Raw genomic sequence first — 24,170 nt, 5'->3', positions numbered from 1 at the left:
AGCGACATGTACCTGACCGGTGGACCGGACCAGCTCCTGGTGAAGGTCGTGGTCGCCGGGCCGTTCGGCGTCGGCAAGACGACCCTGATCCGCTCGCTGTCCGAGATCCGTCCGCTGCACACCGAGGAGGTGATGACCGAGGCGGGCGCGCTCGTCGACGACCTCGCCGGAGTACGCGACAAGACGACCACCACCGTCGCCATCGACTTCGGGCGCCGCACCCTGCCCGGCGATCTCGTCCTCTACCTGTACGGGACACCGGGCCAGCGCCGCTTCAAACCACTGTGGGAGGACATCGCCCGTGGCGCGCTGGGCGCCCTGGTGCTGGCCGACACCCGGCGGCTGGCCGAGTCCTTCGGGGTCATCGACCTGATCGAGGAGGCCGGTCTGAGCTACGCCGTGGCCGTCAACACCTTCCCCGACGCCCCGGTGCACTCCCCCGAGGTGCTGCGCGACCACCTCGACCTCGACGAGAGCACCCCGCTGGTGCTGTGTGACGCCCGCGACCCCGGCTCCGCCCTCGACGCCCTCATCGCGCTCGTCTCCCACCTGATCGCCGAGACCTCCCTGGAAGCCGCCCCGTGACCACCGTTCCCCCCTCCACCGGCCCCGTGCCCCTGTACGGGCCGGACTTCGCCGCCGATCCGCACACGGTCTACGCGCGGCTGCGCCGGTTCGGCCCGGTCGCGCCGGTCGAGATATCCCCCGGGGTGCCCGCGCACCTGGTCACCGACTACCGCGCCGCCCTGGACCTGCTGCGCGACCCGGGCACCTGGTCGCACGACCCGCGGGTCTGGCAGGAGACCCTCCCGGCGGACAGCCCGGTCCTGCCGATGATGCAGTGGCGGCCCAACGTACTGTTCAACGACGGTGACACGCACCGGCGTTACCGCCAGGTCATCACCGACGGCTTCAGCCGCATCGAACCCCATCTGCTGCGGGCCCGGGTCGCCGCCGTCGCCGACTCCCTCATCGTCCGCTTCGCCGAGCGCGGAGACGTCGACCTGGTCACCGAGTTCACCCGTCCGCTGCCGCTGCTGCTCTTCAACGCCCTGTTCGGACTGCCCGACGAGAACGGCGCCCGGCTGGTGGGCGCCCTGTCCAGGATGATGGAGGCCCGGAGTCCCGAGGAGGCCACCGAGGGCGGCGCCGAGTTCTTCGGCTATGTCTCCGACCTGGTGGCCCTCAAGGAGCGGCGGCGCGGCGACGACCTCACCTCCTGGTTCCTGGACCACCCGGCGGGGCTCACCCCCGAGGAGGTGCTCCACCAGGTCTTCCTGACCCTCGGTGCGGGCAACGAGCCGACCGCCAACCTCGTCTCCAACGCGCTGTCCCGGATGCTCTCCGACCCGCGGTACTACCACACCCTCACCGGCGGCGCCCTGACCGCTTTCGACGCCATCGAGGACGTGCTGCGCAACGAGCCTCCGCTCGCCAACTACTCGGTGCACTTCCCGCGTCACGACGTGCGCTTCCACGGCACCTGGATCCGCGCGCACGAGCTGGTCATGGTCTCGTACGCGGCCGCCAACACCGCGCCCGACGGCCTGGCGCCCGGCCCGCGCACCGACGGCGGCGCGCATCTGGCCTGGTCGGCCGGTCCGCACGCCTGCCCGGTGAGGAACCCGGCGGTGCTGATCGCAGTCACCGCCGTCGAGCGGCTCACCAGCTGGCTGTCCGACCTCGAACTGACCGTCCCCCGTGACGAACTCGTGTGGCGCCCCGGTCCCTTCCACCGCGCCCTCGCCCACCTCCCGGCCCGCTTCACCCCGATCACCCCCGACCAGGCAGGAGCCACCCCTTGGAACACCAGCCCGTCCTCCTCGACCCCGCAGGTGCCGACCTCGCCGGAGAGGCCGCCGTACTCCGCGGGTTAGGGCCCGCGGCTCTCGTCGAGCTCCCCGGCGGCATCCGCGCCTGGTCCGTCACCGGCAGCGCGCTCCTCAAGCAGCTGCTGACCGACGACCGGGTATCCAAGGACCCGCGCCTGCACTGGCCCGCCTGGATCAACGGGGAGTACCAGCAGACCTGGGTCGCCAACTGGATCGGCGTCACCAACATGCTCAGCGCGTACGGCGACGACCACCGCCGCCTGCGCAAGCTCGTCGCCCCCGCCTTCACCAAACGCCGCACCGACGCCCTGGCCCCGCGCATCGAGCAGATCACCGCCGGACTGCTCGACGCCCTGGCGGCCGGCGGCCCCGAGGCCGAACTGCGCGGCGCGTACGCCCATCCGCTGCCCATGCGGGTGATCTGCGAGCTGTTCGGCCTGCCCGAGCACCAACAGGCCGACACCGCGCGCCTCATCGAGGCCATCATGGACACCACGGCCACCCCCGAGCAGGCCATGGCCACCTACCAGGAGGTCCACGCACTGCTCGCCGAACTCGTCGCCCTCAAGCGCGCGACGCCGGGCGACGACATGACCAGCGCGCTCATCGCCGCCCGCGACGAGGACGGCGGCAGCGGCCTCAGCGAGGCCGAACTCATCGACACCCTGCTGCTGGTCATCGGCGCCGGACACGAGACGACGGTCAACCTCATCGGCAACGCCGTCCACGCGCTGCTCACCCACCCCGAACAGCGCGCCGGCGTCCTGGACGGGACCATCTCCTGGAACGACGTCATCGAGGAGACCCTGCGCTGGGCGCCCTCCATCGCCAACCTGCCGCTGCGCTTCGCCGTCGACGCCATCGACCTGCCCGGCGGCATCACCATCGCCAAGGGCGACGCCATCCTGGCCTCCTACTTCGGCGCCAACCGCGACCCCGAGCGGCACGGCCCGACCGCCGGTGAGTTCGACGCCCGCCGCGCGGGCGCCGAACACCTGGCCTTCGGCCACGGCGTCCACTTCTGCATCGGCGCGCCGCTGGCCCGCCTGGAGGCCGCCATCGCGCTGCCCGCGCTCTTCGCCCGCTTCCCCGGGCTCCAGCCCGCGCCCGGGCAGGAGCCGAGGCCCGTCGAGGGCTTCATCTCCCAGGGCTGGCGCACCCTGCCCGTCCGCCTCACGGACGCCGGATAACCCTGCGGCAGGCGGTCCCGCCGAGCACCCCGCCGGCGGCTGAGGACGCGGTTCCCGCCCGGACCGTACGGGTAACTCCCGGACGGTCCGGGCGGTCGTCCTGTGACCGCCCCCATCGCGTGGAGGGTGACCATGAGCGACATCAACGGGCCGGAGCCGGTGGCGACGTTCTGCGGCGAGTGCAACCGCGGCTGCGCCCAGCTGTTCGTGGACCCCGGGCAGATGAGCCCGGACCAGTTCTCCTCGCTGGTCGCGCAGGCCAGGGCCGGAGGGCTCGACGGGGTGGCCACGGCCCGGGCACCGTACGCGCTTCCGCTCAGACGGGCGGCACACCCGCGATATGGCAGACCGTCACATAGAGCGGGATCGGCGGGGTGTACGGCCAGGGCCGGTCGGGGCGGTGGATCAGCCCGGCGGTGCCGGTGATGTGGGCGCCCACGGCGTAGCGGGCCGGCGAGGGCCAGGTGAGCCGGTCGTCGGAGCCGGCCGGGACGATCCACCACAGCCAGCGCCGGTCGGAGGTGGCGAAGACGCAGCCGACGCCGGGCAGCCGGCCCATCACCTGGCTGCCGTAATGGCTGGGCAGGCCGACCGCGTCGCAGCCGAGGGTGGCCGGGAGGTCGTCCGGGAGGAGGAGCCGCCCGCCGGAGCGGGGGCGGCGCAGGCGGCCGAGCCTGACGGCCGAAGCCGGGATCATGCCCGCCCGCGGGCGGCCGGTCCGGCCACGCCGTAGGGCAGTTCGGCCCAGACCACGCGGCCGGAAGCGGGCCGGGCGTCCCGGACGCCCCAGGAGCCGCCGAGGGCCCGGACCACCAGGAGTCCCCGTCCGCTGCCGGCGAGGCCGGGTTCGGGTTCGGGGTTGGGGCCGGGGTCGGGGTCGGGGTTGGCCCGAGGGCTGTTCGGGCCAACCCCTTGGTCGTGCACCGCGACACAGAGCCGCAGCCCCTGGTCCACGAGCTCGCACAGGATCGTTTCGCCCCCCGCATGCGGGATGGCGTCGGTGGCGAGTTCGGGGAGCACCAGGACGGCGGTTTCGCGGGTGCCCGCATCGAGGTTCCAGCGGGCCAGTCGCGCCCTCGCCCGGCTCCGGGCGTACGCGACGGACTCCGCTCGCGCCGGTCGCGCGAAGACGCACCGGCGGCCGTCCGGGGTGCCGGGATCAGGGCCCAGGGCCTGGCCGACTCCGGGCCCTGACGGCCAGGTTGTCAACGCGTTACCGGGTGCGGTCACGGCGCCACTATGGGGGTCGCCACGAGCACTTGGCAAGGGTCACTCTGAAATCTGCAGAGTGACCCCGCCGCCCGGTCCGTGCGTGTCAGACTGCTCCGACCAGCGCTCGGGGGGAGGCAGACGTGAGTGGACCGCGGCCCGCCCCGACAGTCGGTCAGGTCGTCCTGGGCAGACGTCTTCAGACCCTGCGCGAGAAAGCGGGACACCGGCGCGAGGAGGCCGCGGCCGTCCTGCGCGTGGCCCCCGCGACCATCCGCCGGATGGAGACCGCCGAAGTCGCGCTGAAGATCCCCTACGTCCAGCTGCTGCTGAAGGCGTACGGCATCCCCGAGGCCGAGGCGGACGCCTTCGTCACCCTCGCCGAGGAGGCCAACCGGCCCGGCTGGTGGCAGCGTTTCCACGACATCCTGCCCGACTGGTTCAGCGTGCACGTCAGCCTGGAGGGGTCGGCCAGTCTGATCCGCTCCTACGAGCCCCACTTCGTCCCCGGCCTGCTCCAGACCGAGGACTACGCCCGGTCCATCCTGCGCAACGGCTCCCTCGGGCAGTCGTCGGCCGAGGAGATCGAGCGGCATGTCGCGCTGCGCATGGAGCGTCAGGTTTTGCTGACCCGCCCCGGCGCGCCGCGCCTGTGGGTGGTGCTGGACGAGACCGTACTGCGCAGGACCGTCGGCGACGCGGCCGTCATGCGCGGCCAGGCCGACCGTCTGCTCGGCGCCGCGCAGATGCCCAACGTCACGGTGCAGATCGCCGAGTTCGCCTCCGGGCACCACCCCGGCACGTACGGGCCGTTCGTCCTCTTCCGCTTCGCCGTCCCGGAACTGCCGGACATGGTCTACGTCGAGTACCTGACCGGCGCCGTGTACCTCGACGAGCGGGCCGAGGTCGCGGCCCATCTGGAGGCCATGGACCACATGGTGGCGCAAGCCGCCACAGTCCCACGCACCAAGGAGATCCTGCGTGATTTCCGCAAGGAGTTCTGAATGGACCGCGTACCCGGTGGCATACGCAACGGCATGCGCGCCGCCGACCTCGGCACCGAGGGGTGGCACAAGCCGTGGAGCGGCGGCAACGGCGGCAACTGCATCGAGGCCATGCGCCTGGGTGACGGCCGGATCGCGCTGCGCCAGTCCACCGACCCCGACGGGCCCGCCCTGATCTGCACCTCCAGCGAGTTCAGCGCGTTCGTCCAGGGAGCGAAGGCCGGTGAGGCCGACTTCCTGCTCTCCTGGCGCAAGCCGAAGAACGTCAGCCAGCCGCCACACGCAACGGAGCGCCGTATGAACGACCGTATAGACACCAGCAAGCCACACCCCGCACGCGTCTACGACTGGTTCCTGGGCGGCAAGGACAACTATCCGGTCGACGAGGAGCTGGGCAACCGGATCCTCTCCCTCGACCCGGTCGTCAAGGTCGGGGCGAAGGCCAACCGGCGCTTCATGCACCGCGCGACGCGCATGCTCGCCGAGCAGGGCATCCGTCAGTTCCTCGACATCGGCACCGGGATCCCCACCGAGCCCAACCTGCACCAGATCGCCCAGGAGGTCGCGCCCGCGGCACGCGTTGTCTACGCCGACAACGACCCGATCGTGCTGCGCCACGCCGAGGCCCTGCTGCGCAGCACGCCGGAAGGCTCGACGGACTACCTGCAGGCCGATGTCAGGGACCCCGAGCAGATCCTGGCCCCCGCGCAGAAGGTGCTGGACTTCGGCAAGCCCGTGGCCCTGTCCATGGTCGCGCTGATGCACTTCGTGTCCGAGGACGAGGACAACGCGTACGGCCTGGTGCGCAGCTACCTGGACGTGCTCGCGCCCGGCAGCTTCCTCGTGCTGTCCCAGCTGACCCCGGACGTCTCCCCCGATGCCATGGCCAGGGTCGCCGACTCCTACCGCAAGGGCGGTACCGGGCTCTACCCGCGCACCCACGCCGAGGTGCTCCGCTTCTTCGACGGTCTCGAACTCCTCGACCCCGGCGTGGTGCTGGCCCCTCGCTGGCGCCCCGGTCCGGATGCCGTCGCCGGTGGCCCGCTGCCCGTCCCGATGTACGTGGGCGTCGCGCGCAAGCCGTAACGTCCGGGCCTAGTCCGGCGGGGGTTCGCGGGGCGGCACGACGATCTCGCTCCACACCTGCTTGCCCCCGCTGACCGGCACCGAGCCCCAGGACGCCGACATCGCCTCGACCAGGAGGATGCCCCGGCCGCCGGTGGACTCCCAGTCCACGATCACCGGTTTGGCCGGCGCCCGGGGCGAGGAGTCGGTCACCGCGACGCGCAGGCGGTCCGCGGCGAGGATGAGGTCGAGGCGGACCTCGCCATGGGTGTGCACCAGGGCGTTGGTGACCAGTTCGGAGACGACCAGCAGCACCGCGTCGGCCTCCGACGTGAGATCCCACGAGCGCAGGGTCCGCGCGGTGAAGCGGCGCGCGTGCATGACGGCGTCGGGCAGCCGCCACACCGACCAGCCGATCCGTATCGGCCGTACCTTCATGCCGTCGTAGCGCATCAGCAGCAGTGCTACGTCGTCGTCGCGCCGGCCGTCGTCGCCGAGCAGCTCGTCGGCCATCTGTCCTGGGTCCGTCGGGTCGGCGGCGGCCAGCGTCACGCACATGCGGCGCAGCCCCTCCTCCAGGGGCAGGCTCGCGGACTCGACCAGACCGTCCGTCAGCAGGACCAGGACCGTGCCGGGGCTCAGTCCGAGCGCGGTCATCGGGAACTCGGCGTCCGCGAGCACCCCCAGCGGGAGCCCGCCCTCGACGGTGACCTCCTCGGTGCTGCCGTCCGGGCGGCGCAGCAGCGGCGGCAGATGCCCGGCGCGCACGAACCAGGCGTTGCCCTCCTCCATGTCGAGCTCGACATAGACGCAGGTGGCGAACAGGTCGGTCTCCATGCCGACGAGCAGCCGGTTGGCGTGGGAGACGACCACGTCGGGCGGGTGGCCCTCGACGGCGTAGGCCCGGATGGCGGTGCGCATCTGGCCCATGATCGAGGCCGCTCCGGCGCTGTGCCCCTGGACGTCACCGATGACCAGCCCGACCCGCCCCTGGCCGAGCGCGATGACGTCGTACCAGTCGCCACCCACCTGAAGCCCGCGCATCGCGGGCAGATAGCGGGCGACGGCCAGCCCGCCGGGCAGCTCCGGGAGCCTGCGGGGCAGCAGACTGCGCTGAAGCATCGTGGCGAGTTCCTGCTCGGCGTCATGGGCGTGCGCGCGCATCAGCGCCTGGCCGACCAGGCCCGCCGTCGCGGTGAGCAGGGAGCGTTCCTCGGGGCCGAACTCGTGCGGGCGGTCCCAGCCGACCAGGCACACCCCGGCGACCCGGCCCTGCGCGGGCAGTGGCAGCACGGCCAGGGCGCCGGGCCCGACGCCCGCGAGGCCGGGCTCCAGCGGAGTGCCGGCCGCCAGCAGGCAGGTGCGCCCGTCGCGCAGTGCGGCCTCCAGGGTGGGCAGGGCCCGGATCGGGGCGTCGGGCCATTCGGAACGCCATTCCGAGCGCCAGATCTCCGGCCAGAAGCCGGGCCGCGGTGGGTCCAGGACGGTGACCACCAGCCTGTCGGCCTCCACCTCGGCCAGCGCCACCCGGTCGGCCGCCAACGGCTCGCGCAGCGCGGCTACCACCACCTCGCTGACGTCCCGGACGGTCAGCGCGTCGGCGAGCGCGGCGGACAGTCGCTGCACCCGGGACACCTCGTCGCCGCGCGGTGCCGGGTACGAGGCGTCGGCGACCACTCCGAGCACCCGTTCGGGCCGGCCGGTGGCGTCGGCCAGTACCTGGCAGTTCATCCGCAGCCAGCGCGGCTCGCCCAGGCCGGCTCCATGGACGGGTCCGGGTGCGCCGGCACCGGCCGGGCGCCTGGGCAGGACCCGGAATTCCAGCTCGCGGCTGCCAGAAGCGGCCTGGGCGGGCTCGACGATGGACATCAGCGCGGGCAGATCGTCCGGGACTGCGCGCGCGAGCAGGGTCTCGACCCTGCCGTCGAAGTCCTCGGGGGCGATACCGACGAGATCCAGTACCGTCGCGTCCACGTCGATCCGGCCCGTACCCAGTACCAGGGTGAAGGAGCCGGCCCGCAGGCCCCCCAGGGCCGGCGGCGGCGCGGACCCGGTTTCCGGTTCGGGGACGGCCACGGGCGGGGGCGGCAGTGCCGGTGCGGGGGTGGGCCGGTCCGCCAGGAGCCGGGTGGCGACCTGGGCCGCGTACAGCTCCAGAAAGCTGCGCTGCTCGGCCTCGAAGCCGTCCCCGGTACCCCCCACGACGACCAGGCAGCCCAGTCGGCCGCCGTCCGACCCGAGGGGCAGCACCCCGAGGGACAGGGGGGCAGCCGGCGCCTCGGGGGTGGTCCCCGGATCCGGCTCCGGGGCGGTTGCGTGGTTGCCGCCGTAGGAGGCCAGTTCGGCCGCGTCCAGCCACAGGGGCCGGCCGGCGCAGAAGGCCTCGGCGGCGGGGGAACGGCCGGACAGGGGATAGCTCTCTGGCAGTCCGTACCGTGCCGCCCTGCCTCCGGCCGTCTCCACCAGCCGCAGACTCAGGCCGCCCGCCTCGTCGCCCGCCGCGTCGTCCGGCACATAGACGGCAGCCACCAGCGCGCCGGCGAAGGCCGGGGCCTGAAGTGCCCCGGCCGCGCCTTCCCCCGGCCTCGGGAACCCGACCCCGGCGCCGCCGTCGTTGGGCATGCCCGGGAATGGCAAGGCGCTCACATCTTCAGAATGTCACAGCTGCGGGCGTCAGGAGAGGTGGGCGGAATGTTCCGGGTGTGCGCGGAACGGCGCGACCTCAACGGCTGCCCTAGTCTCGTTGGTACGGCGGCCCCGCCCGGTCGAGGCGAGGCGTGTGGCGCTGTCGGATCCCGAAAGGGGTTGTTCTCATGTGCCGGTGGCTCGCCTACTCAGGAACGCCCGTGCTCCTCGACGACATCCTGTACAAGCCCGCGCACTCGCTGATCGACCAGAGTCTGCACTCCCGGCTCGGGGTCGAGACCACCAACGGTGACGGTTTCGGCGTCGGCTGGTACTCGCCGGACTCCCAGAACCCGGCGATCGTCCGGGACACCGGTCCGGCGTGGAACAACCGCAATCTGCGCGAGATCGCCGACCATGTCCGCTCGCCGCTGTTCTTCGCCCATGTGCGCGCCTCGACCGGTACCGCCGTGCAGCAGACCAACTGTCACCCCTTCCGCCACGGCCGCTGGATGTGGATGCACAACGGCGCCATCACCGATTTCCACCGGCTCCGGCGGGACATGTGCGTGGCCATCGACCCGGCGTTGTTCTCCTCGATGGAGGGGTCGACCGACTCCGAGGTGATGTTCTTCCTGGCCCTCACCTTCGGGCTGGACCAGGACGCCCCGACCGCCGTCGCCCGGATGGCCGGCCTGGTGGAGCGTCTGGGCCGGGACCACGGGGTGGAGTTCCCTCTCCAGATGACGATCGCGGTGACCGACGGCGTGCGCACATGGGCCTTCCGCTACTCCAGCCAGGGGAAGTCGCGTTCGCTGTTCTACAGCAGCGAGGTGGAGACCCTGCGGGCGCTGCACCCCGAGATGGCATTCCTGCAGCATGTCTCCGACGAGACCCGGCTCGTGGTGTCCGAGCCGCTCGGCGACCTGCCGGGGGCCTGGAACGAACTTCCGGAGAGCAGCTACGGCGTCGTGCAGCCCGGCGCGTACGAACTGCAGCGCTTCGACCCGCTGCCGGCGTAGCCGCCGGGGCGCCTGCCGGTTCTCCTCCCGGGCCGGGGCCTCACCTCCAAATCTTCGAGCGACGCACACGTTCGAGAGCACTGCTCTTGACGGAGAGCCGACGCAAGTGTGACCATGGAGCACAAGCGAGAGCGCCGCTCTCCAGTCGAGGGGAACTCCTATGTCTCTGCATGTCATCGTCGGCAGTGGCGCCGCGGGCTCGGCCACCGCACGGCTCCTGGCCTCGCGCGGCGAGCACGTCCGGCTCGTGACCCGCTCCGGCAGCGGCCCCGAGCACCCGGCGATCGAGCGGATCGCCGCGGACGCCACCGATTCCGAACGCCTCGGAGCGCTGGCCGAGGGCGCCACCGCTCTCTACAACTGCGCCAACCCCGAGTACGACCGCTGGATGACGGACTGGCCGCCGCTCGCCTCCGCCCTGCTGAGCGCGGCCGAGCGGAGCGGAGCGACCCTGGTCACCCTGAGCTGCCTGTACGGATACGGTCCGGTGGACGGGCCGATGACCGAGGAGACACCGCTCGCGGCCACCCACCCCAAGCTGCGGGTGCGGGCGGACATGTGGCGGGACGCTCTCGCGGCCCACCAGGCCGACCGGATCCGGGCCACCGAGGTCCGCGCCGGCGACTACCTCCAGGCACGCTCGATTCTCACCTTCTCGCTCGGCGAGCCCCTGCTCGCCGGCCGCCGGGCCTACTGCCCCGCGCCCCTGGACCAGCCGCACAGCTGGACCTCGCTCAACGACGTGGCGGCGATGCTGGTGACAGCCGCCGGGGACGAGCGGGCCTGGGGCAGGGCCTGGCATGTGCCGACCGGCGCTCCCCTGACCGTCCGTGAACTCGCCGTCCGGTTCACCGAGGTCACCGGAGCCGATGCGCCGAAGCTGACGGAGATTCCGTACCCGGTGCTGTGGACCACCGGACTGTTCTCGATGATGCTGCGTGAACTGCGCACCACCCGCTACCAGTTCGACCGTCCGTTCGTCATGGACTCCAGCGCCGCCACGCGCACCTTCGGCCTGCGGGCCGAACCGTTCGACGACGCGCTGCGCGAGACGGCGCGGCTGCTCCGGCAGCCGGCCGCCCCGCGCATAGCGGGTGCCGCCGCGACCGCGACGGCGCCCCGGTGATCAGCTCTTGATGAAGGCGAGCAGGTCGGCGTTGAACGCCTTCTCGAACTCGCCGGTCAGACCGTGCGGAGCGCCGGGGTAGACCTTGAGCGTGGCGTCCTTGACCAGCTCCGCCGACTTCAGGGCGGCGTCCGCGACGGGCACGATCTGGTCGTCGTCGCCGTGCGCGATGAGGGTGGGGACGTCGATGCGCTTGAGGTCCTCGGTGAAGTCCGTCTCCGAGAACTGCTTGATGCAGTCGTACGCCGCCTTCAGTCCGGCCTGCATGCTCTGCAGCCAGAACTCGTCGCGCTTGCCCTGCGAGACGGCCGACCCGGGCCGGTTGGCACCGTAGAAGGCCTCGCTGAGGTCGGCGTAGAACTGCGAGCGGTCGTTCTCGACACCGGCGCGGATACCGTCGAAGACCTCGATCGGCAGTCCCTCCGGGTTCGCCTCGGTCTTGAGCATCTGGGGCGGTACGGCGCCCAGCAGGACGGCCTTGGCCACCCGGGCGGTGCCGTGCCGGCCGATGTAGCGGGCGACCTCACCACCACCGGTGGAGTGGCCGACCAGGATCACGTCGTTCAGGTCGAGGGACTCGATGAGCTCGCCGAGGTCGTCGGCGTAGGTGTCCATGTCGTTGCCCTGCCAGGACTGGGCGGAGCGGCCGTGTCCACGGCGGTCGTGGGCGATGGCGCGGAAGCCGTTCTCCGCGACGAGCCGTATCTGGCCTTCCCAGGCATCGGAGTTGAGCGGCCAGCCGTGGCTGAAGACCACGGGCTGTCCCACGCCCAGATCCTTGTAGAAGATCTCGGTGCCGTCGGAGGTGGTGAAGGTGCTCACAGTGTTCCTTTCGAGGGTGCTTCCGGGGTCAGACGAAGCGGCGGACGAAGGACAGCGCCGTGTCGGCGACTTCCTTCCAACCGCTGTCGATGGTCAGCGCGTGACCACGTCCCGCGATCTCGGTGATCTCGGTGACGCCCGGGTTGTGCGACTGTTTCTTGTAGGAGGCGTTGGTGATGGCCCAGGGGACCGTGTGGTCCTTCTCCCCGGAGATGAGCAGCAGCGGGCCGCGGTCGGGGTTCCCGGTGTCGACCCTGACCTCGGTCCACGGGTTGAGGTTGGCGGTCGCCGCCTGGAACAGCGGCGCTCCGGGCGCGGGCACCGCGAAGGTCTCGTAGAGGTGCCTGGCCTCTTCCTCACTCACCGCGTTGGCGAAGCCGTAGCGGAACTGCTCATAGGTCAGCGGTACGGCACGGTGCCGGTTGGCGGGGTTGCCCAGTACCGGGGCGGAGGACCGCAGCGAGGAGACGGGCAGCGGCAGCACGCCGCGGAAGGGCGCCGGGTCGATCGCCACCGACGCCGCCGACAGGCCACGCCCGGCGATGATCTGTGTGATCAGGCCGCCGAAGGAGTGACCGACCACCGCCGGCTTGCGCTCCAGCGTGCCGATCAGCTTCGCGGTGTGGTCGGCGACCTCCCCGACGGTCTTGCCGGCGAAGACCTCCGGACGGGCGTTGGCCTCCGCCACCGTCTCGGGGTCATCGGGCCACGACAAGGACACCGGCGCATAACCGGCCTGCTCGAAGTGGGTCGCCCAGCGGTCCCAACTGCTGGGCAGCAGCCACAGACCGTGGACGAATACGACCGGGGTGAGTCCGGTGGCGTTGGCCCGCTCTATCTGCCGCGCGTCATTCGCTGTCATGTTCCGACGCTATTGAGGGACCTGTGTCCCCCGCAATCAGTCACATGACTGCTTCTGTGTCCACCTGGCCGGCGGAGGCCGGCCGGCGACAGCGGGCCGGCGGAGAACGTCAGCGCAGCACGGCCTCCAGGAAGTCGGTCCCCAGACGCGCGCCGGCCCCGAGGTCCAGCCGGTGCAGCACATACCGCCCGCGCCGCCGGGTGGTGACCAGGCCCGCCTTCTTCAGCACGGTCAGATGGCGGGAGACCTCCGGCGGCGACAGCTGCCAGGAGGCCGCGAGTTCACCGGTGGTGTGCTCACCGCGGGCCAGTGTGCGGGCCAGCCGGATCCGCGTGGGGTGGGCGAGTGCTTCCAGTCGCTGCTGGACCTGGTCGAGCGATACGGGGCGGGGAGCCGCCTGCTCCGCGACGGGGTACTGCACGGCCGGACGCCGGGCCGGGGAGTACACGACCAGCAGATGCGGCCGCCCGAAGACGGTCGGGATGAAGGTGACGCCCTCACCGGCACCGCTGGTCGCGTTGTCCTGGAGCTTGTCGATGACGATCCGCTCGCGCTCATGGTCGTACGACACCGCGGGCGAGATCGCGGCCAGCGCCTCGGACAGCCCCCGCCGGGCGAGGAGATCGGCCTTGAGCCGGGCGTCGGCGGCCAGTTGGGGCAGCGCCCGGGCCCAGGCGTCGGTGAAGAACGACGCGGCGCAGTCCTCCAGCAGCCGTCGTACGATCGTCCGCACCGCCGGAGGGTCGGCGAGCAGCCGGTCGGCGAAGGCGGCCTGGCGGGGTCCGCGGGCGTGCGCCAGTTCGCGGGCGAGATCACGGGCCCTGGCGTCCACGAGCGGGGAGCGCGGCCGGAAGGTCAGCCGGGAGGATCCGCAGACGGTGACGAGGGCGGCGGCCACATAGCGTTCGTCGTCGATGCGGTCGACGGCGTCGAGTTCCGCGGCCAGCGTCGCGGCGGGCCGGCCCGGGACGAGGAAGTCCGCTCGGGACGAGCGCCAGAGGAAGTCCGCCTCCAGCAGCCGGTCGGCGAGCCCGGGTTTGAGGGCGGTGGCGGTGCCGGTCGCCCAGCCGTGCAGCGCGGGGTGGTGCGCGGGCTCGGCGAGCACATGCAGCATCGAGGTGAGCTCCGCGAGCGGCGACGGGGCGAAGAACAGCCGCTCGTGGGGCAGGCCGGTGATGTCGATCGTCACGCTCATGGGACCGATGCTCGCAGACGCCCCGCGGGGCGGCCCGTGGGTTGACGGCCTGCGTCAATCGGCGTGCCCGGCGGGGCTTCCGGGCCGCAGCGTGACGGTCATGAAGGCGACTACGGCGGCCGCGCCACGCGGCCGGGAGGACGAGGGCCCGGGGCTGCTCGCGGTCCGTGGCGGACGGCGTTACGCGGTGGCCCTGGTGGTGGACGCGCTGGGTTCCGGCCTGCTGCGGCCCTTCCTGCTGCTGTACGCGATCGGGGTGCTGGGGCTGGGTGCCGGCGCGGCCGGGCTGGCGATGTCGGCGGGGATGCTGGCCGGGCTGGCGGCGGTGGTCCCGCTGGGGCGGTGGCTGGACCGGGGTGCCCGGTCGGGCGCGGTGGTGGTGACGCTGCTGACCCGGGCCGCCGGGGTCGGTGCGCTGCTCACCGCGGACGGCACCCCCGGATTCGTGCTGGCCGCGACCCTGCTGGGCACCGGCACCCAGACCTGGCCGGCCGCGCATGCCGCGATGGTCGCCACCCTGACCGGGGGCAGGGCCCGTGATGCCGCCCTGGCAGCGAGCCGATCCCTGCGCAATGCCGGGCTCGGCGCCGGCGCCCTGGTCGCGACGCTGGCGCTGGCCGGGGGCGCGGGCACGCTGCGCCGCCTCGCCGTGGTCACGCTGGCGGGCTATCTGGTGGCGGCGGTCCTGGTGCGGTCGACGCGGGTGACGGCTCCGGCGGCGATCGTCGGCGGGCCACGCAAGGAACAGCCCGCCAAGGAGCGGCCCGAGGGTCCGGGGATGCGGCGGCTCACGGTGCTCAGCCTCGCGAATCTGCCGTTCGCGCTCTGCTTCGACGTACTCGAAATCGCCCTGCCCGTGGTGCTGGTGTCGCATCTGCGGGCCGCGCCCGCCTGGTCCTCCGCGATTTTCGTGGGCAACACGGTCCTGGTCATCGCCGCGCAGGTCGCCGTCGTACGCCGGTCGGCGAACCGTTCGCGGCGCTCGGTGCTGGCGGGGTCCGGCGTGCTGCTCGCCGTCTCGTACACCGGCTTCTGGGCGGCGGGGGCCCTGGGCGGCCGGGCCGGGGCGCCGGCGATCGCGGCGGTGGCCGTGCTCTACACCTTCGGGGAGATCCTCTACGCGGGAAGCGGTACGGCGCTGGTGGTCTCGGAGGCTCCGCCCGGGCTGCTCGGCCGGGCGCTGGCCCGCTGGCAGTTGTCGACGGGCCTGGGCCGAGCGGCCGCGCCCACCGTGCTGACGGCGCTGCTCGCCGTGGGAGCCGGACCCCTGTGGCTCACCCTCGCCGCGGCCACGCTGCTGGGCGCGGCCGCGGTGCGACGCTCCGGCTGAACAACGGCCGGGCGCCCGGCGCCCGGCACCCGGCACCCGGCACCCGGCGCGAACCGTTGACGCCCAAGGGATTCGATTCTACGTTCCGCCCGACACGCCGAGCATCGTTCGACATGCCGAACACTCGTCTCCCCCCACGGAACAGGAGAATCGCGTGAGCCGCATCTCCCGCCATACCCTCCGCACCGTCCTCGCCCTCCCCGCGGCCGCCCTGCTCGCCCTCGTCCCGAGCAGTGCCTCCGCCTACCCCAACCCCGGCACCGTCACCGGTTCCGTCGTGGTCCACGATCCGTCTATGGTCCGCACCTCGGCCGGCCGGTACCTGCTGTACGCCACCGGGGGCGGGCTGTCGTACCGCACCTCGACCGACCGGATCGCCTTCAGCAGTGGCAGTGACGCCTTCGGCACCCGCCCCGGCTGGTGGACGAACTGGTCCTCGTCCTCGGAGGCCTGGGCACCGGACATCTCCTACCACGGCGGCAAGTACCTGATGTACTACGCCGTCTCGTCGTTCGGCTCCAACACCTCCGCCATCGGACTGGCGGGGTCCTCGACCGGGCTGCCGGGCAGCTGGAGCGACTACGGGATCGTCTACACCTCGGCGTCGAGCAGCGACTACAACGCCATCGACCCCAATCTCTTCGTCGACGACGACGGCAAGTGGTGGCTGTCCTTCGGCTCCTGGTGGACCGGGATCAAGATGATCCGCGTCGACCCGTCCACCGGAAAGCAGTACGCCGGCGACACCACCCGCTACAGCATCGCGTCCCGCCCCACCGGGACCAAGGCCGTCGAGGCCCCGTACATCGTCAAGCGGAACGGCTACTACTACCTCTTCGCCTCGTACGACGTCTGCTGCTCGGGCACCAGCAGCACGTACAAGGTCAGGGCGGGCCGGGCCACGAGCGTCACGGGCACCTACTACGACGCGTCCGGGGTGAGCATGCTCAACAACGGCGGCACGCTGGTGCTGGCCTCGCACGGCAGCGTCATCGGCCCCGGTGGCCAGTCGATCACGGCGGACACGGACGGCGACCTGATCGTCTACCACTACTACGACGGCAACGACGGCGGCACACCCAAGCTCGGCGTCAACCTCCTGAACTGGTCCACCGGTTGGCCCGTCGCGTACTGAGCCGCGGAGACCGAAGCGCCTCGGGGGTCCGGGCCCGAGGCACTTTGGCGGGCGCCCCTTCGTTGGGACCGGTGCAAGCGACTGACGATGACACGAGGAGAGACCGTGGCCCTGTGGGACCGGTTCAAGGAATCCGCATCGACGATGCAGAGCCAGCTCAACGCGAAGAAGAACGATCTCAAGAGCGGTGCGTTCCGGGACGCCGGCATGGCGATCTGCGCCCTCGTCGCCGCGGCGGACGGCTCGATCGACCCTTCCGAGCGGCAGCGTGTCGCGCAGCTCATCGGCACCAACGAGGTGCTGCAGAACTTCCCGGCCGCCGATCTGCAGCGGCGCTTCGACGACTACCTCGACAAGCTGACCGCCGACTTCGACTTCGGCAAGGTCACCCTGTTGCAGGAGGTCGCCAAGGCCAAGAAGAAGCCGGCCGAGGCCAGGGCCGTCATCCAGATCGGCATCGTCATCGGCGGCGCGGACGGCAACTTCGACAAGACCGAGCAGGCCGTCGTCCGCGAGGCCTGCTACGCCCTGGGGCTGCCGCCCTCCGAATTCGACCTCTGACCCCGGTCGTCGGATCGTCCGGGCCCGCCGGGGCTCACAGGAGGGTGCTCCAGTAGACCGACCACCAGCGCACCAGGATCAGCGTGACGATGCCCCCGTACCACACGGCGGGCACCGCCCACGGGAACTCCAGCACGGCGCCGCGCAGCGCGGCGGGCAGCGGGATCAGGCGCTGCCTGATGTTGTGCAGGGCCGTGCCCCAGAACAGGGCGATGGTGACGACCCAGGCCAGCGAGCACCACAGGCACAGTGAGTTGATGCGGTAGAGCGACTGGTACTGCAGCCAGGTCACGAAGCAGACGCCGAGGACCGTGCCCGCCTGCAGTCCGAGCCAGAACCAGCGGTGGTAACGGGCCCCGGCGAACAGGCCCATGGCCACGCAGATCACGACGGCGTAGGCCACCAGGCCGATCATCGGGTTCGGGAAGCCGAAGACGTGGGACTGGTCGCTCTCCATGATGTGCTTGCAGTTGATGACCGGATTGATGCTGCAGGGCGGGTTGTAGACCTTGCCCAGGGCCTTGGCTTCGAGCAGTTTGAACTTCTCGTCGGTGATCACCCAGGACGCGAGCAGCCCGAGAGCCCCGCAGACCAGCAGCAACCAGGTGAAGCCCCTGCCCGCGCCGGTGCCCGTGACGGGTTCCGGATGCTCATCGCCCGTACGGGCCTGGCCGATTGCCGCTGTCGCCGTGATCGCTCTCCCTCGTTCCGGCGATCCTAGGTGTGTTGCCCTGAGAGGTTGGGGACGCGGCTGGCGGGTGGTTGGCCTTTCAGCGCGGTGTGTCCGCGGTGGTGATTGTAGGTGTGCAGCCACCCGGGGAACGCCTCGCGGCGTTCGGTCTCCGAGCGGTAGGGGCGGGCGTAGGCCCATTCGTCGAGCAGGGTGCGGTTGAAGCGTTCGACCTTGCCGTTGGTCTGTGGCCGGTAGGGCCGGGTGCGTTTGTGGGTGATCTGGGCTGCTGCCAGCAGGTCGCGCCAGTCGCGTGAGCGGTAGCAGGAGCCGTTGTCGGTCAGGACCCGCTCGACGGTGATCCCGGCCTGGGCGAAGAACGCGTGGGCGCGGGTCCAGAAGCCGGTGGCGGTCTCCTTCTTCTCGTCCGAGAGGATCCCGCTGTAGGCGAGGCGGGAGTGGTCGTCGACGGCGGTGTGGAGGTAGCTGTAGCCGGCGTTCTTGCGGTTCTTGCGGCCGGCCTGGCGGCCCAGGACCTTGTGTCCGCCGCCGTCGGGGATGTTGCCGAGCTTCTTGATGTCGACGTGCACGAGTTCGCCGGGCCGCTCGCGTTCGTAGCGGCGTATGACACGGCCGGTGGCCCGGTCCAGGTGGGTGAGGCGGGCCAGGCCGTAGCGGGTCAGGACGCGGTGCACGGTCGAGGGCACCAGGTGCAGCAGGTGTGCGATGCGGGCCGGGCCCCAGCGGCGCAGGATGCGGACCTTGATGATCCGGCGTTCGATGCGGGTCGGGGTGCGGCGCGGGCTCGTGTGCGGGCGGGAGGACAGATCCCGCATCCCGGCCTCGCCGAGTCGCCGGTAGCGGTCGGCCCAGCGCTGCGCGGTGGTGGGCGAGACCTGGAAGCGTTCGGCGGCCCGGCGCAGGGGCCAGCCGTCCTCGACCACGCAGCGGGCCAGGCGCAGGCGTCCGGTCTCGGTCAGGGGTGCATTACGGTGGGACACGAGGGCCTTTCTGTTGGTGTAGACGTCGCAATCCACACCGAACCGGAAGGCCCTCACCCATTTCAAGATCCCCCAACCGAGATCCTGCTCACCGTCCACAACCTCCCGGGACAGAACACCTAGGTCCTGTCTGGAGTTCGGATCAGGAGTTCGGTAGATCGCCTGCGCGCGAGGGCTCGGTCTTGATAGGCCGTCAGTCATGGCGCGAGGCGATCTCACCGAAGAGCAGTGGGCCCTGATCGAGCCCCATCTCCCGATTGCCGCGGTTGGGCCCATCCCTGACCTGCGGAAACACTTCAACGCGGTGATGTGGCGGTTCCGGACCGGTAGCCCCTGGCGTGACCTGCCGACCGAGTTCGGGCCCTGGCCGAGCGCGTACGACCGCTTCCGGATCTGGGCGACGCGGGGTGTTTTCCAGGATCTGATGCAAACAGTGATCGCCGAGGCCGCCGCCCGCGGCCAGGCCGACCTGGGCCTGGTCAGCGTGGACTCTGCGACCGCCCGGGCCCACCATCACGCCGCCGGGATGGCCCTGGACCCCGAGCAGTTGGCGGCCTTGGAAATGGCCGTCGAGGCCGAAAAGGGGGCGATGGCAAGGCGCAAAGAACGCAGGACGGACAGGCCGAGGATGAGGCGCGCGTCGAGCGGCGACGGGTCCGCCGACGACACCGAGCCCGCTTGAAAGCCGCCGAGCTGGGGCGTTCCCGGGGCGGACTGACGAGCAAGATCCATGTGGCGGCTGACCGACGCTGTCGCCCGCTTGCGTTCGTCCTCACGCCCGGGCAGGCCGGCGACAGTCCACAGTTCGCCCCGGTCCTGGAACGGGTGAAGGTGCGCGGCCCGATCGGGCGCCCGCGGACCCGGCCGGATGCGGTGGCCGCGGACAAGGCGTACTCGTCCCGACGCAACCGCCACTACCTGCGACGACGCGGGATCCGAGCCGTGATCCCGGAGAAGGTCGACCAGGCCGCGAACCGCAAGAAGCGTGGCAGCGCTGGCGGTCGGCCAGTCTCACACGACGCGACACTCTACAAAGAGCGCAACACCGTGGAACGGTGCATCAACCGGCTGCGGAACTGGCGCGGTATCGCTACCCGGTACGACAAGACCCCGGAGAGCTACGAGGCCGGACTGCACCTGTGTGGTGCGATGCTCTGGCTCCGCAGCATCGCACCACACTCGTGATCCGAACTCCAGACAGGACCTAGGACGGGGCGGCCCGCTATGTCGCCCGTCCGTAGCGGACGTTCCTGGTCCAGATCCGTTCCAGCCGCACCCTCGCGCCCGGACGGGGGGCGTGCCAGATCCGGCCGCGGCCCGCGTAGATCCCGACATGGCCCATGGCCCGGCCGGCGGGGAAGAACACCAGGTCACCGAGGACGCGATGACGGCGTCTGATGTGCTGGGTGAGCTCGTACTGCTGCTCGGCGGTGCGCGGCAGGCGCTTTCCGGCCTTGCTGAACGCGTAGAGCGTGAGCCCCGAGCAGTCGAAGCGGTCGGGGCCCGTCGCCCCGTAGGCGTAGGGCGCGCCCTGCTTGGACGCGGCGACGATCAACGCCCTGACCCCGTAGCGCCCCACCGCGTCGGCGGGGACGGTCGGGCCGGTGACGGTGACGGCGGCCACCAGGAGTACGAGGAGGAGCAGGGCGCCTGGGGTTCTGGCGAGGCGGCGGGCGCCGGTCGGGCGATCGGGGCGGTCGCGGCCGTGGCCGCGATCGCGGTCGTGATCTTGGCCCTGGCCGTGGTCGTGCTCTTGGTCCTTACAGGAGTTCGTCCGGGAGTAGGGCATGGTGAGACCTCCGCATCCGGAAACGGTGAACGATCGTTCTGGTCGTGGGGAAATCCCTGCTTTTGACGATCCATGTCGTTCCGTGTCGACGGCCGCTCAGTTTTCTCCGCTGCCATGCCCTTTTCATCTCCGGTTACGGCGCGTCCTGTGCGGGTTCTGCAACAAATCCGCGAACGTACACAGAGATTACTAATCACGGAAACACAAGAGATGATCGGCGGGCCGCGGTAAACGCCATGGTGCGCCACCCTTCCGGAGCGTAGAAATATCTACCAAAATGATGTGAGAGCCGGAAGGGGCAGCATGAGAGGCATCGCACCGAAACAGGCACCGGAACGGGCGGTGGAATGGCTTGCCGCCGCCGCGGCCGATCCGCTCGCCTGCAAACGGGAATGGGAACACGGCGAGAGCGGGACGGTGTTACTGCCCGCCGGCCGGTTCTGGGACGTGCTGAGCGTGCCGGAGGATCTCGGTCTGCTCACCCTCGACGCGCTCATGCGGGTGCCCTGGCAGGAGCCGGGACCCACACTCGCCGATCTCGGGGCGCGCCGGGTCGGCTTCTTCCTCCCCCCTGACCCGGCGACCCGGTGGGTCGGGTCCGGTATCCGCCACGCCGGCACGGGATCCTGGATCGCGGTCCCCGCCCCCTACCGGAACGCCGGCTCACTGCGGTGGCTGGTGCCGCCCGACGGCAGCGGCACCTTTCACACCCCCGCCGCCGTCGAACTGGCCCTCCAGCGCGCCGTCGAACTGCTGCTCACCGGCCGGGTACACGGCGTACGACCTGCAACAGGTACTCCTCGCGGTTGAGCGGGTTGTGGTCCGAACGCGGCCGGGAGGGCACCGGGCCGGTGCTGCCGACCGGCCGGTGACGGTCGAAGGCGGATTCCAGGACGCCTTCGCCACGGGTCAGCCCGGGCAGCCGCTGTTCCAGCTCATGGACTTGGGCCGCCGGGATGTCACCCTCCAGGACGTACGCGGCCCCGCGCGTCACCGGCGTGTCCGGAACGGCCCGCAGCCGGGCCAGTACGGGCAGGACCAGGCCGAGGGTGTCCGCCGGAAGGTCCAGCCGGAAGCGGTGGACCGGCTCGTGGACCTGGGTGCCGCCCCGGCTGAGGGCGTCCATCAGGACCAGCGGCGTCAGATTGCGGAAGTCCCCCGCGGTGCTCGACATGCTCTTGTCGAAGACCCCGTGCGAGTGGCTCTGCCGGGGCCAGTAACCGGCGTGCGTCATGGTGACGGTGCAGTCGGTGACCTGCCAACCGTGGATGCCCTGGAGCAGGGTCTGCCGGACGGTCTCCTCGACCGCCTTGAAGAACGCGAAGGGCATCGAGCCGAGTTCGACGCCGAGCCGGAACTCCACCCCCGCGCCGGCCGGGGCGGGTTCGACCCGCAGCCCGACCGTCGCGAGGAACGGGTTGGGCTCCTTGTCGATGAACTCGACGGCCGCACCGGTGCCGACCGGCCGTTCGACGCAGATGGTCGTGGTCTCGCGGAAGGTCACCTCGACGCCGTACTCGCTCGCCAGCGTCTCCTGGATGACCTCCTTCTGGACCTCGCCGTAGAGCGACACGGAGATCTCCTGCCGCGCCTCGTCCTGCCGGAGGTTGATCAGCGGGTCCTGCTCGGCCAGCTGGGTGAGCGCCACATGCAGGGCCCCCTTGTCGCCGGGGCGGCACGGGACGACCACGGTCTCCAGGCTGGGCGGGGCGAAGTGCCCGTGCGCCGGTGCGGCCCGCGCGGCGCCGATCGGGTCGCCGATCCGGATGTCGCCGAGGCCCCGGAGCGTGGCGATCCGGCCGGCGGCGACCGACTCGCCCGGGACCGCCGATCCGTTCTCGAAGACGCCGATCCCGGTGACCTTGGGCTCCTTCCCGGCGCCCGCGCCCCCGCCCGCGTCTCCGTCGATACGGAGCCGGATCCGGTCGCGGGTCCTGACCGTCCCGGAGAACATCCGGACGTAGGCGATCTTCTCCCCCGCCGGACCGCGCTCGACCTTGAACACGGTGCCCGAGACCGGGCCGTCGGCATCGCCCTCGGCGACGGGCAGCAGCTCCCTGATCCCGGCGGTCAGCGAATCCACCCCGGCGCCGGTGACGGCCGAGCCGAAATACACCGGATGCACCAGCGCGCGCCGGGTCTGCGCGGCCAGTTCACGGCGGAGGCGGTCGTACGTCAGCGCCTTCTCGTCGCGGACGTACTCGGCCAGCAGGGCGTCGCTGTGGCCGGTGAGCAGATCGGCCAGGCCGCCGGTGAAGTCCGCGTCGGCGGAGGTGTAGGGAACCCAGCCCGCGGCACGGGTGCCCGGCGCGACGGCCGTACCCATCGGGATCACGGACGGGGTCAGCTTCTCGGCGATGCCCCGCAACGTGCCGCCGTACCGCGCTCCGGCCCGGTCCGTCTTGTTGACGAACAGCAGGGTGGGGATGCGCAGCCGCTGCAGGGTCCGCATCAGGATCCGGGTCTGCGCCTGTACGCCCTCCACGGCGGAGACGACCAGGACGGCGCCGTCGAGCACGCTCAGCACCCGCTCCACCTCGGCGATGAAATCCGGGTGCCCGGGTGTGTCGATCAGATTGACGGTGATGTCGTCGACGGGAAACGACACGACAGCCGATTTGATCGTGATGCCGCGCCGGCGTTCCAGCGCGAGGGAATCGGTCGTGGTGCTGCCGTCGTCGACGCTGCCGATCTCGTCGATGACTCCGGCGGCGTGGAGAAGCCGCTCGGTCAGACTTGTCTTACCGGCGTCGACATGCGCCAGAATTCCCAGGTTGAGCGTGCTGGTCGTGTGCACGGAGCTTCATGTCCTTCGGGTGGATGGAAATTCCCTTCGGGTCGGACATGAATGTCGCGCGCATTGTCGTCTCTCTCCTGTGGCCGGTGCGGTTTCCTGCCGGGATTACAGCAGGCGGGCCTTCCCGGCGGCAACCGATTTATCCGGCCGGCCACACCACGGGGCCACTACGCCGCCGGGCCGCCGGGCCGGCAGACCACCGGACCCACGGGCCGCTCACGAGCCCTGGGGCCCCGGCACGAGCGCCCCGGCGGGCAGCCGGGGAACGGGCCAGGCGGGGTCGGGCCGCCAGTCCGCCCAGCCCGCGTCCGCCCCGAACGGTCCCTCACGGGCCTCGATCATGGCCAGGGCCCGGCCCCGGGCCACCTCCACGGCGCGGTGGTCGGCCTTGCCGACGATGCCGAGCCGCCGGCCCTGGGCGTACTCGTCCTCGTCCTTCCACCGCCGGCGCGACAGGTCGGGGGCGACCACCAGGTCGACGAGGAGGTCGAGGGTGTCGTAGCCGACGGCCGTACGGCGGGGCGGGCGCTCGAAGTTGACGTACCAGGTGAGCAGCCGTGGGTGGTCGCCGCCGGGCGCGTAGAAGGCGTTGACGCTGAAGTACCCCTGCGGCGGCCGCCACACCAGCAGCACCGTGTCCTGCCAGAACCGGCGGCCCAACTGCCAACGGCCGGAAGCGAGTTCCGGCAGGGTCTGCTTGCGCAGCGCGTCGTCGCCGGTGCGCAGCGCCGCGGCGTAGGTGGTCCCCACCCGTGTCTCCGCCCCCGGCCAGGAACAGGCGACCAGCGCCTCCCCGGTGTCCCGTACGGTGCGCAGCGCGTGCGCACTCCACACCCGGCCTCGGAACACGTCCCTGCGCACGACGGTTCCCCCCGCCGGGAAGCGCCTCGGTGCGCCGGACGCCGTCCCCGTCGGGGAGAATGACGTCCCGGCCC

General features: G+C 71.5%; 22 protein-coding genes and 2 pseudogenes. 13 read left to right on the top strand and 11 right to left on the bottom strand.

The genetic code is table 11. The features are described 5' to 3' along the window. Positions 1–6: 6 nt before the first annotated feature. The 3 genes from RWE79_RS33055 to RWE79_RS33045 are packed head-to-tail and all read left to right on the top strand — an operon-like array spanning position 7 to position 3,022. On the top strand, positions 7–585 hold the full coding sequence (locus tag RWE79_RS33055; protein ID WP_475943749.1) for a GTP-binding protein: 579 nt from the start codon (positions 7–9) through the stop codon (positions 583–585). After that, complete coding sequence (locus tag RWE79_RS33050) at positions 582–1,877, top strand: cytochrome P450 (protein WP_475943748.1); 1,296 nt, start codon at positions 582–584, stop codon at positions 1,875–1,877. The genes RWE79_RS33055 and RWE79_RS33050 overlap by 4 nt, the downstream gene beginning before the upstream one ends. Continuing rightward, positions 1,802–3,022, top strand: a complete 1,221-nt coding sequence (locus RWE79_RS33045) for a cytochrome P450 family protein (protein WP_475943747.1) — start codon at positions 1,802–1,804, stop codon at positions 3,020–3,022. The genes RWE79_RS33050 and RWE79_RS33045 overlap by 76 nt, the downstream gene beginning before the upstream one ends. A 316-nt stretch (positions 3,023–3,338) precedes the next feature. Here RWE79_RS33045 and RWE79_RS33040 read toward each other — a convergent pair whose 3' ends face one another. Then, positions 3,339–3,719, bottom strand: coding sequence for a hypothetical protein (locus tag RWE79_RS33040; protein WP_475943746.1), 381 nt, complete (start codon positions 3,717–3,719; stop codon positions 3,339–3,341). Next, entirely contained in the window at positions 3,716–4,252 is a 537-nt protein-coding gene (locus tag RWE79_RS33035) for an ATP-binding protein (protein WP_475943745.1), read from the bottom strand. The genes RWE79_RS33040 and RWE79_RS33035 overlap by 4 nt, the downstream gene beginning before the upstream one ends. A 122-nt stretch (positions 4,253–4,374) precedes the next feature. On the opposite strand from RWE79_RS33035, the gene RWE79_RS33030 reads away from it, so the two are divergent. The 3 genes and pseudogenes from RWE79_RS33030 to RWE79_RS33020 all read left to right on the top strand — a co-directional run bounded on the left by RWE79_RS33030 (position 4,375) and on the right by RWE79_RS33020 (position 6,321). Next, entirely contained in the window at positions 4,375–5,235 is an 861-nt protein-coding gene (locus tag RWE79_RS33030; protein ID WP_475943744.1) for a helix-turn-helix domain-containing protein, read from the top strand. After that, positions 5,236–5,442, top strand: a pseudogene (locus RWE79_RS33025) (DUF397 domain-containing protein); the annotation flags it as partial. A 90-nt stretch (positions 5,443–5,532) separates the two neighbouring features. Next, entirely contained in the window at positions 5,533–6,321 is a 789-nt protein-coding gene (locus RWE79_RS33020; RefSeq protein WP_475946253.1) for an SAM-dependent methyltransferase, read from the top strand. 9 nt (positions 6,322–6,330) lie between these two features. Here the strand turns inward: RWE79_RS33020 and RWE79_RS33015 are convergent, their stop codons facing one another. Then, the gene (locus RWE79_RS33015; RefSeq protein WP_475946251.1) at positions 6,331–8,922 is read right to left on the bottom strand and encodes a SpoIIE family protein phosphatase; all 2,592 of its coding nucleotides are present in this window, start codon (positions 8,920–8,922) and stop codon (positions 6,331–6,333) included. A gap of 191 nt (positions 8,923–9,113) precedes the next feature. Here RWE79_RS33015 and RWE79_RS33010 point away from each other — a divergent pair, with 191 nt between their 5' ends. Further along, positions 9,114–9,947, top strand: a complete 834-nt coding sequence (locus RWE79_RS33010) for a class II glutamine amidotransferase (RefSeq protein ID WP_475943743.1) — start codon at positions 9,114–9,116, stop codon at positions 9,945–9,947. A 160-nt stretch (positions 9,948–10,107) separates the two neighbouring features. Next, positions 10,108–11,073 carry an NAD-dependent epimerase/dehydratase family protein gene (locus tag RWE79_RS33005; protein ID WP_475943742.1) on the top strand — a complete coding sequence of 322 codons (966 nt, stop codon included), beginning with the start codon at positions 10,108–10,110 and terminating at the stop codon, positions 11,071–11,073. Here RWE79_RS33005 and RWE79_RS33000 read toward each other — a convergent pair whose 3' ends face one another. The 3 genes from RWE79_RS33000 to RWE79_RS32990 all read right to left on the bottom strand — a co-directional run bounded on the left by RWE79_RS33000 (position 11,074) and on the right by RWE79_RS32990 (position 13,952). Continuing rightward, entirely contained in the window at positions 11,074–11,895 is an 822-nt protein-coding gene (locus tag RWE79_RS33000; RefSeq protein WP_475943741.1) for an alpha/beta fold hydrolase, read from the bottom strand. A gap of 28 nt (positions 11,896–11,923) precedes the next feature. Next, on the bottom strand, positions 11,924–12,757 hold the full coding sequence (locus RWE79_RS32995) for an alpha/beta hydrolase (RefSeq protein ID WP_475943740.1): 834 nt from the start codon (positions 12,755–12,757) through the stop codon (positions 11,924–11,926). A gap of 109 nt (positions 12,758–12,866) precedes the next feature. After that, positions 12,867–13,952 carry a DUF5937 family protein gene (locus RWE79_RS32990; protein ID WP_475943739.1) on the bottom strand — a complete coding sequence of 362 codons (1,086 nt, stop codon included), beginning with the start codon at positions 13,950–13,952 and terminating at the stop codon, positions 12,867–12,869. A 100-nt stretch (positions 13,953–14,052) separates the two neighbouring features. On the opposite strand from RWE79_RS32990, the gene RWE79_RS32985 reads away from it, so the two are divergent. From RWE79_RS32985 to RWE79_RS32975, 3 genes are all read left to right on the top strand, one after another. Continuing rightward, positions 14,053–15,282, top strand: a complete 1,230-nt coding sequence (locus RWE79_RS32985) for an MFS transporter (RefSeq protein WP_475943738.1) — start codon at positions 14,053–14,055, stop codon at positions 15,280–15,282. Positions 15,283–15,445: 163 nt separating this feature from the next. After that, positions 15,446–16,417 carry an arabinan endo-1,5-alpha-L-arabinosidase gene (locus RWE79_RS32980; protein ID WP_475946249.1) on the top strand — a complete coding sequence of 324 codons (972 nt, stop codon included), beginning with the start codon at positions 15,446–15,448 and terminating at the stop codon, positions 16,415–16,417. 105 nt (positions 16,418–16,522) lie between these two features. Further along, positions 16,523–16,978 (top strand): tellurite resistance TerB family protein, encoded by a 456-nt coding sequence (locus tag RWE79_RS32975; protein ID WP_475946247.1) that lies wholly within the window; start codon positions 16,523–16,525, stop codon positions 16,976–16,978. Between the two features lie 34 nt (positions 16,979–17,012). Here the strand turns inward: RWE79_RS32975 and RWE79_RS32970 are convergent, their stop codons facing one another. Both RWE79_RS32970 and RWE79_RS32965 read right to left on the bottom strand, forming a co-directional pair. After that, complete coding sequence (locus RWE79_RS32970; RefSeq protein ID WP_475946244.1) at positions 17,013–17,672, bottom strand: vitamin K epoxide reductase family protein; 660 nt, start codon at positions 17,670–17,672, stop codon at positions 17,013–17,015. 23 nt (positions 17,673–17,695) lie between these two features. Then, entirely contained in the window at positions 17,696–18,649 is a 954-nt protein-coding gene (locus RWE79_RS32965; RefSeq protein WP_475943737.1) for an IS481 family transposase, read from the bottom strand. A 199-nt stretch (positions 18,650–18,848) separates the two neighbouring features. Here RWE79_RS32965 and RWE79_RS32960 point away from each other — a divergent pair. Further along, positions 18,849–19,834: pseudogene (locus tag RWE79_RS32960) on the top strand (IS5 family transposase). Between the two features lie 37 nt (positions 19,835–19,871). Here RWE79_RS32960 and RWE79_RS32955 read toward each other — a convergent pair. Further along, positions 19,872–20,438, bottom strand: a complete 567-nt coding sequence (locus RWE79_RS32955; protein WP_475943736.1) for a C40 family peptidase — start codon at positions 20,436–20,438, stop codon at positions 19,872–19,874. Positions 20,439–20,741: 303 nt separating this feature from the next. Between RWE79_RS32955 and RWE79_RS32950 the strand changes: the two genes are divergently transcribed. Next, the gene (locus RWE79_RS32950) at positions 20,742–21,248 is read left to right on the top strand and encodes a hypothetical protein (protein ID WP_475943735.1); all 507 of its coding nucleotides are present in this window, start codon (positions 20,742–20,744) and stop codon (positions 21,246–21,248) included. Here RWE79_RS32950 and RWE79_RS32945 read toward each other — a convergent pair. Together RWE79_RS32945 and RWE79_RS32940 are read right to left on the bottom strand one after the other, a co-directional pair. Next, positions 21,196–23,235 carry a GTP-binding protein gene (locus tag RWE79_RS32945; RefSeq protein WP_475943734.1) on the bottom strand — a complete coding sequence of 680 codons (2,040 nt, stop codon included), beginning with the start codon at positions 23,233–23,235 and terminating at the stop codon, positions 21,196–21,198. The two genes, RWE79_RS32950 and RWE79_RS32945, sit on opposite strands and share 53 nt — an antisense overlap. A gap of 216 nt (positions 23,236–23,451) precedes the next feature. Further along, positions 23,452–24,096: a ribonuclease FAU-1 family protein gene (locus RWE79_RS32940; protein WP_475943733.1), complete on the bottom strand. Its 645-nt coding sequence runs from the start codon at positions 24,094–24,096 to the stop codon at positions 23,452–23,454. Between the last annotated feature and the right edge of the window lie 74 nt (positions 24,097–24,170).

It is taken from the genome of Streptomyces sp. RLA131 (genome assembly GCF_056270125.1).
This window is presented reverse-complemented; position numbering and strand designations above follow the sequence as displayed.

Coding starts and splice junctions, on each gene's coding strand:
- RWE79_RS33055 (WP_475943749.1), top strand. CDS start 7: ATGTACCTGACCGGTGGACCGGACCAGCTCCTGGTGAAGGTCGTGGTC.
- RWE79_RS33040 (WP_475943746.1), bottom strand. CDS start 3,719: ATGATCCCGGCTTCGGCCGTCAGGCTCGGCCGCCTGCGCCGCCCCCGC.
- RWE79_RS33020 (WP_475946253.1), top strand. CDS start 5,533: ATGAACGACCGTATAGACACCAGCAAGCCACACCCCGCACGCGTCTAC.
- RWE79_RS33015 (WP_475946251.1), bottom strand. CDS start 8,922: ATGCCCAACGACGGCGGCGCCGGGGTCGGGTTCCCGAGGCCGGGGGAA.
- RWE79_RS33010 (WP_475943743.1), top strand. CDS start 9,114: ATGTGCCGGTGGCTCGCCTACTCAGGAACGCCCGTGCTCCTCGACGAC.
- RWE79_RS33005 (WP_475943742.1), top strand. CDS start 10,108: ATGTCTCTGCATGTCATCGTCGGCAGTGGCGCCGCGGGCTCGGCCACC.
- RWE79_RS32995 (WP_475943740.1), bottom strand. CDS start 12,757: ATGACAGCGAATGACGCGCGGCAGATAGAGCGGGCCAACGCCACCGGA.
- RWE79_RS32990 (WP_475943739.1), bottom strand. CDS start 13,952: ATGAGCGTGACGATCGACATCACCGGCCTGCCCCACGAGCGGCTGTTC.
- RWE79_RS32985 (WP_475943738.1), top strand. CDS start 14,053: ATGAAGGCGACTACGGCGGCCGCGCCACGCGGCCGGGAGGACGAGGGC.
- RWE79_RS32955 (WP_475943736.1), bottom strand. CDS start 20,438: ATGCCCTACTCCCGGACGAACTCCTGTAAGGACCAAGAGCACGACCAC.
- RWE79_RS32950 (WP_475943735.1), top strand. CDS start 20,742: ATGAGAGGCATCGCACCGAAACAGGCACCGGAACGGGCGGTGGAATGG.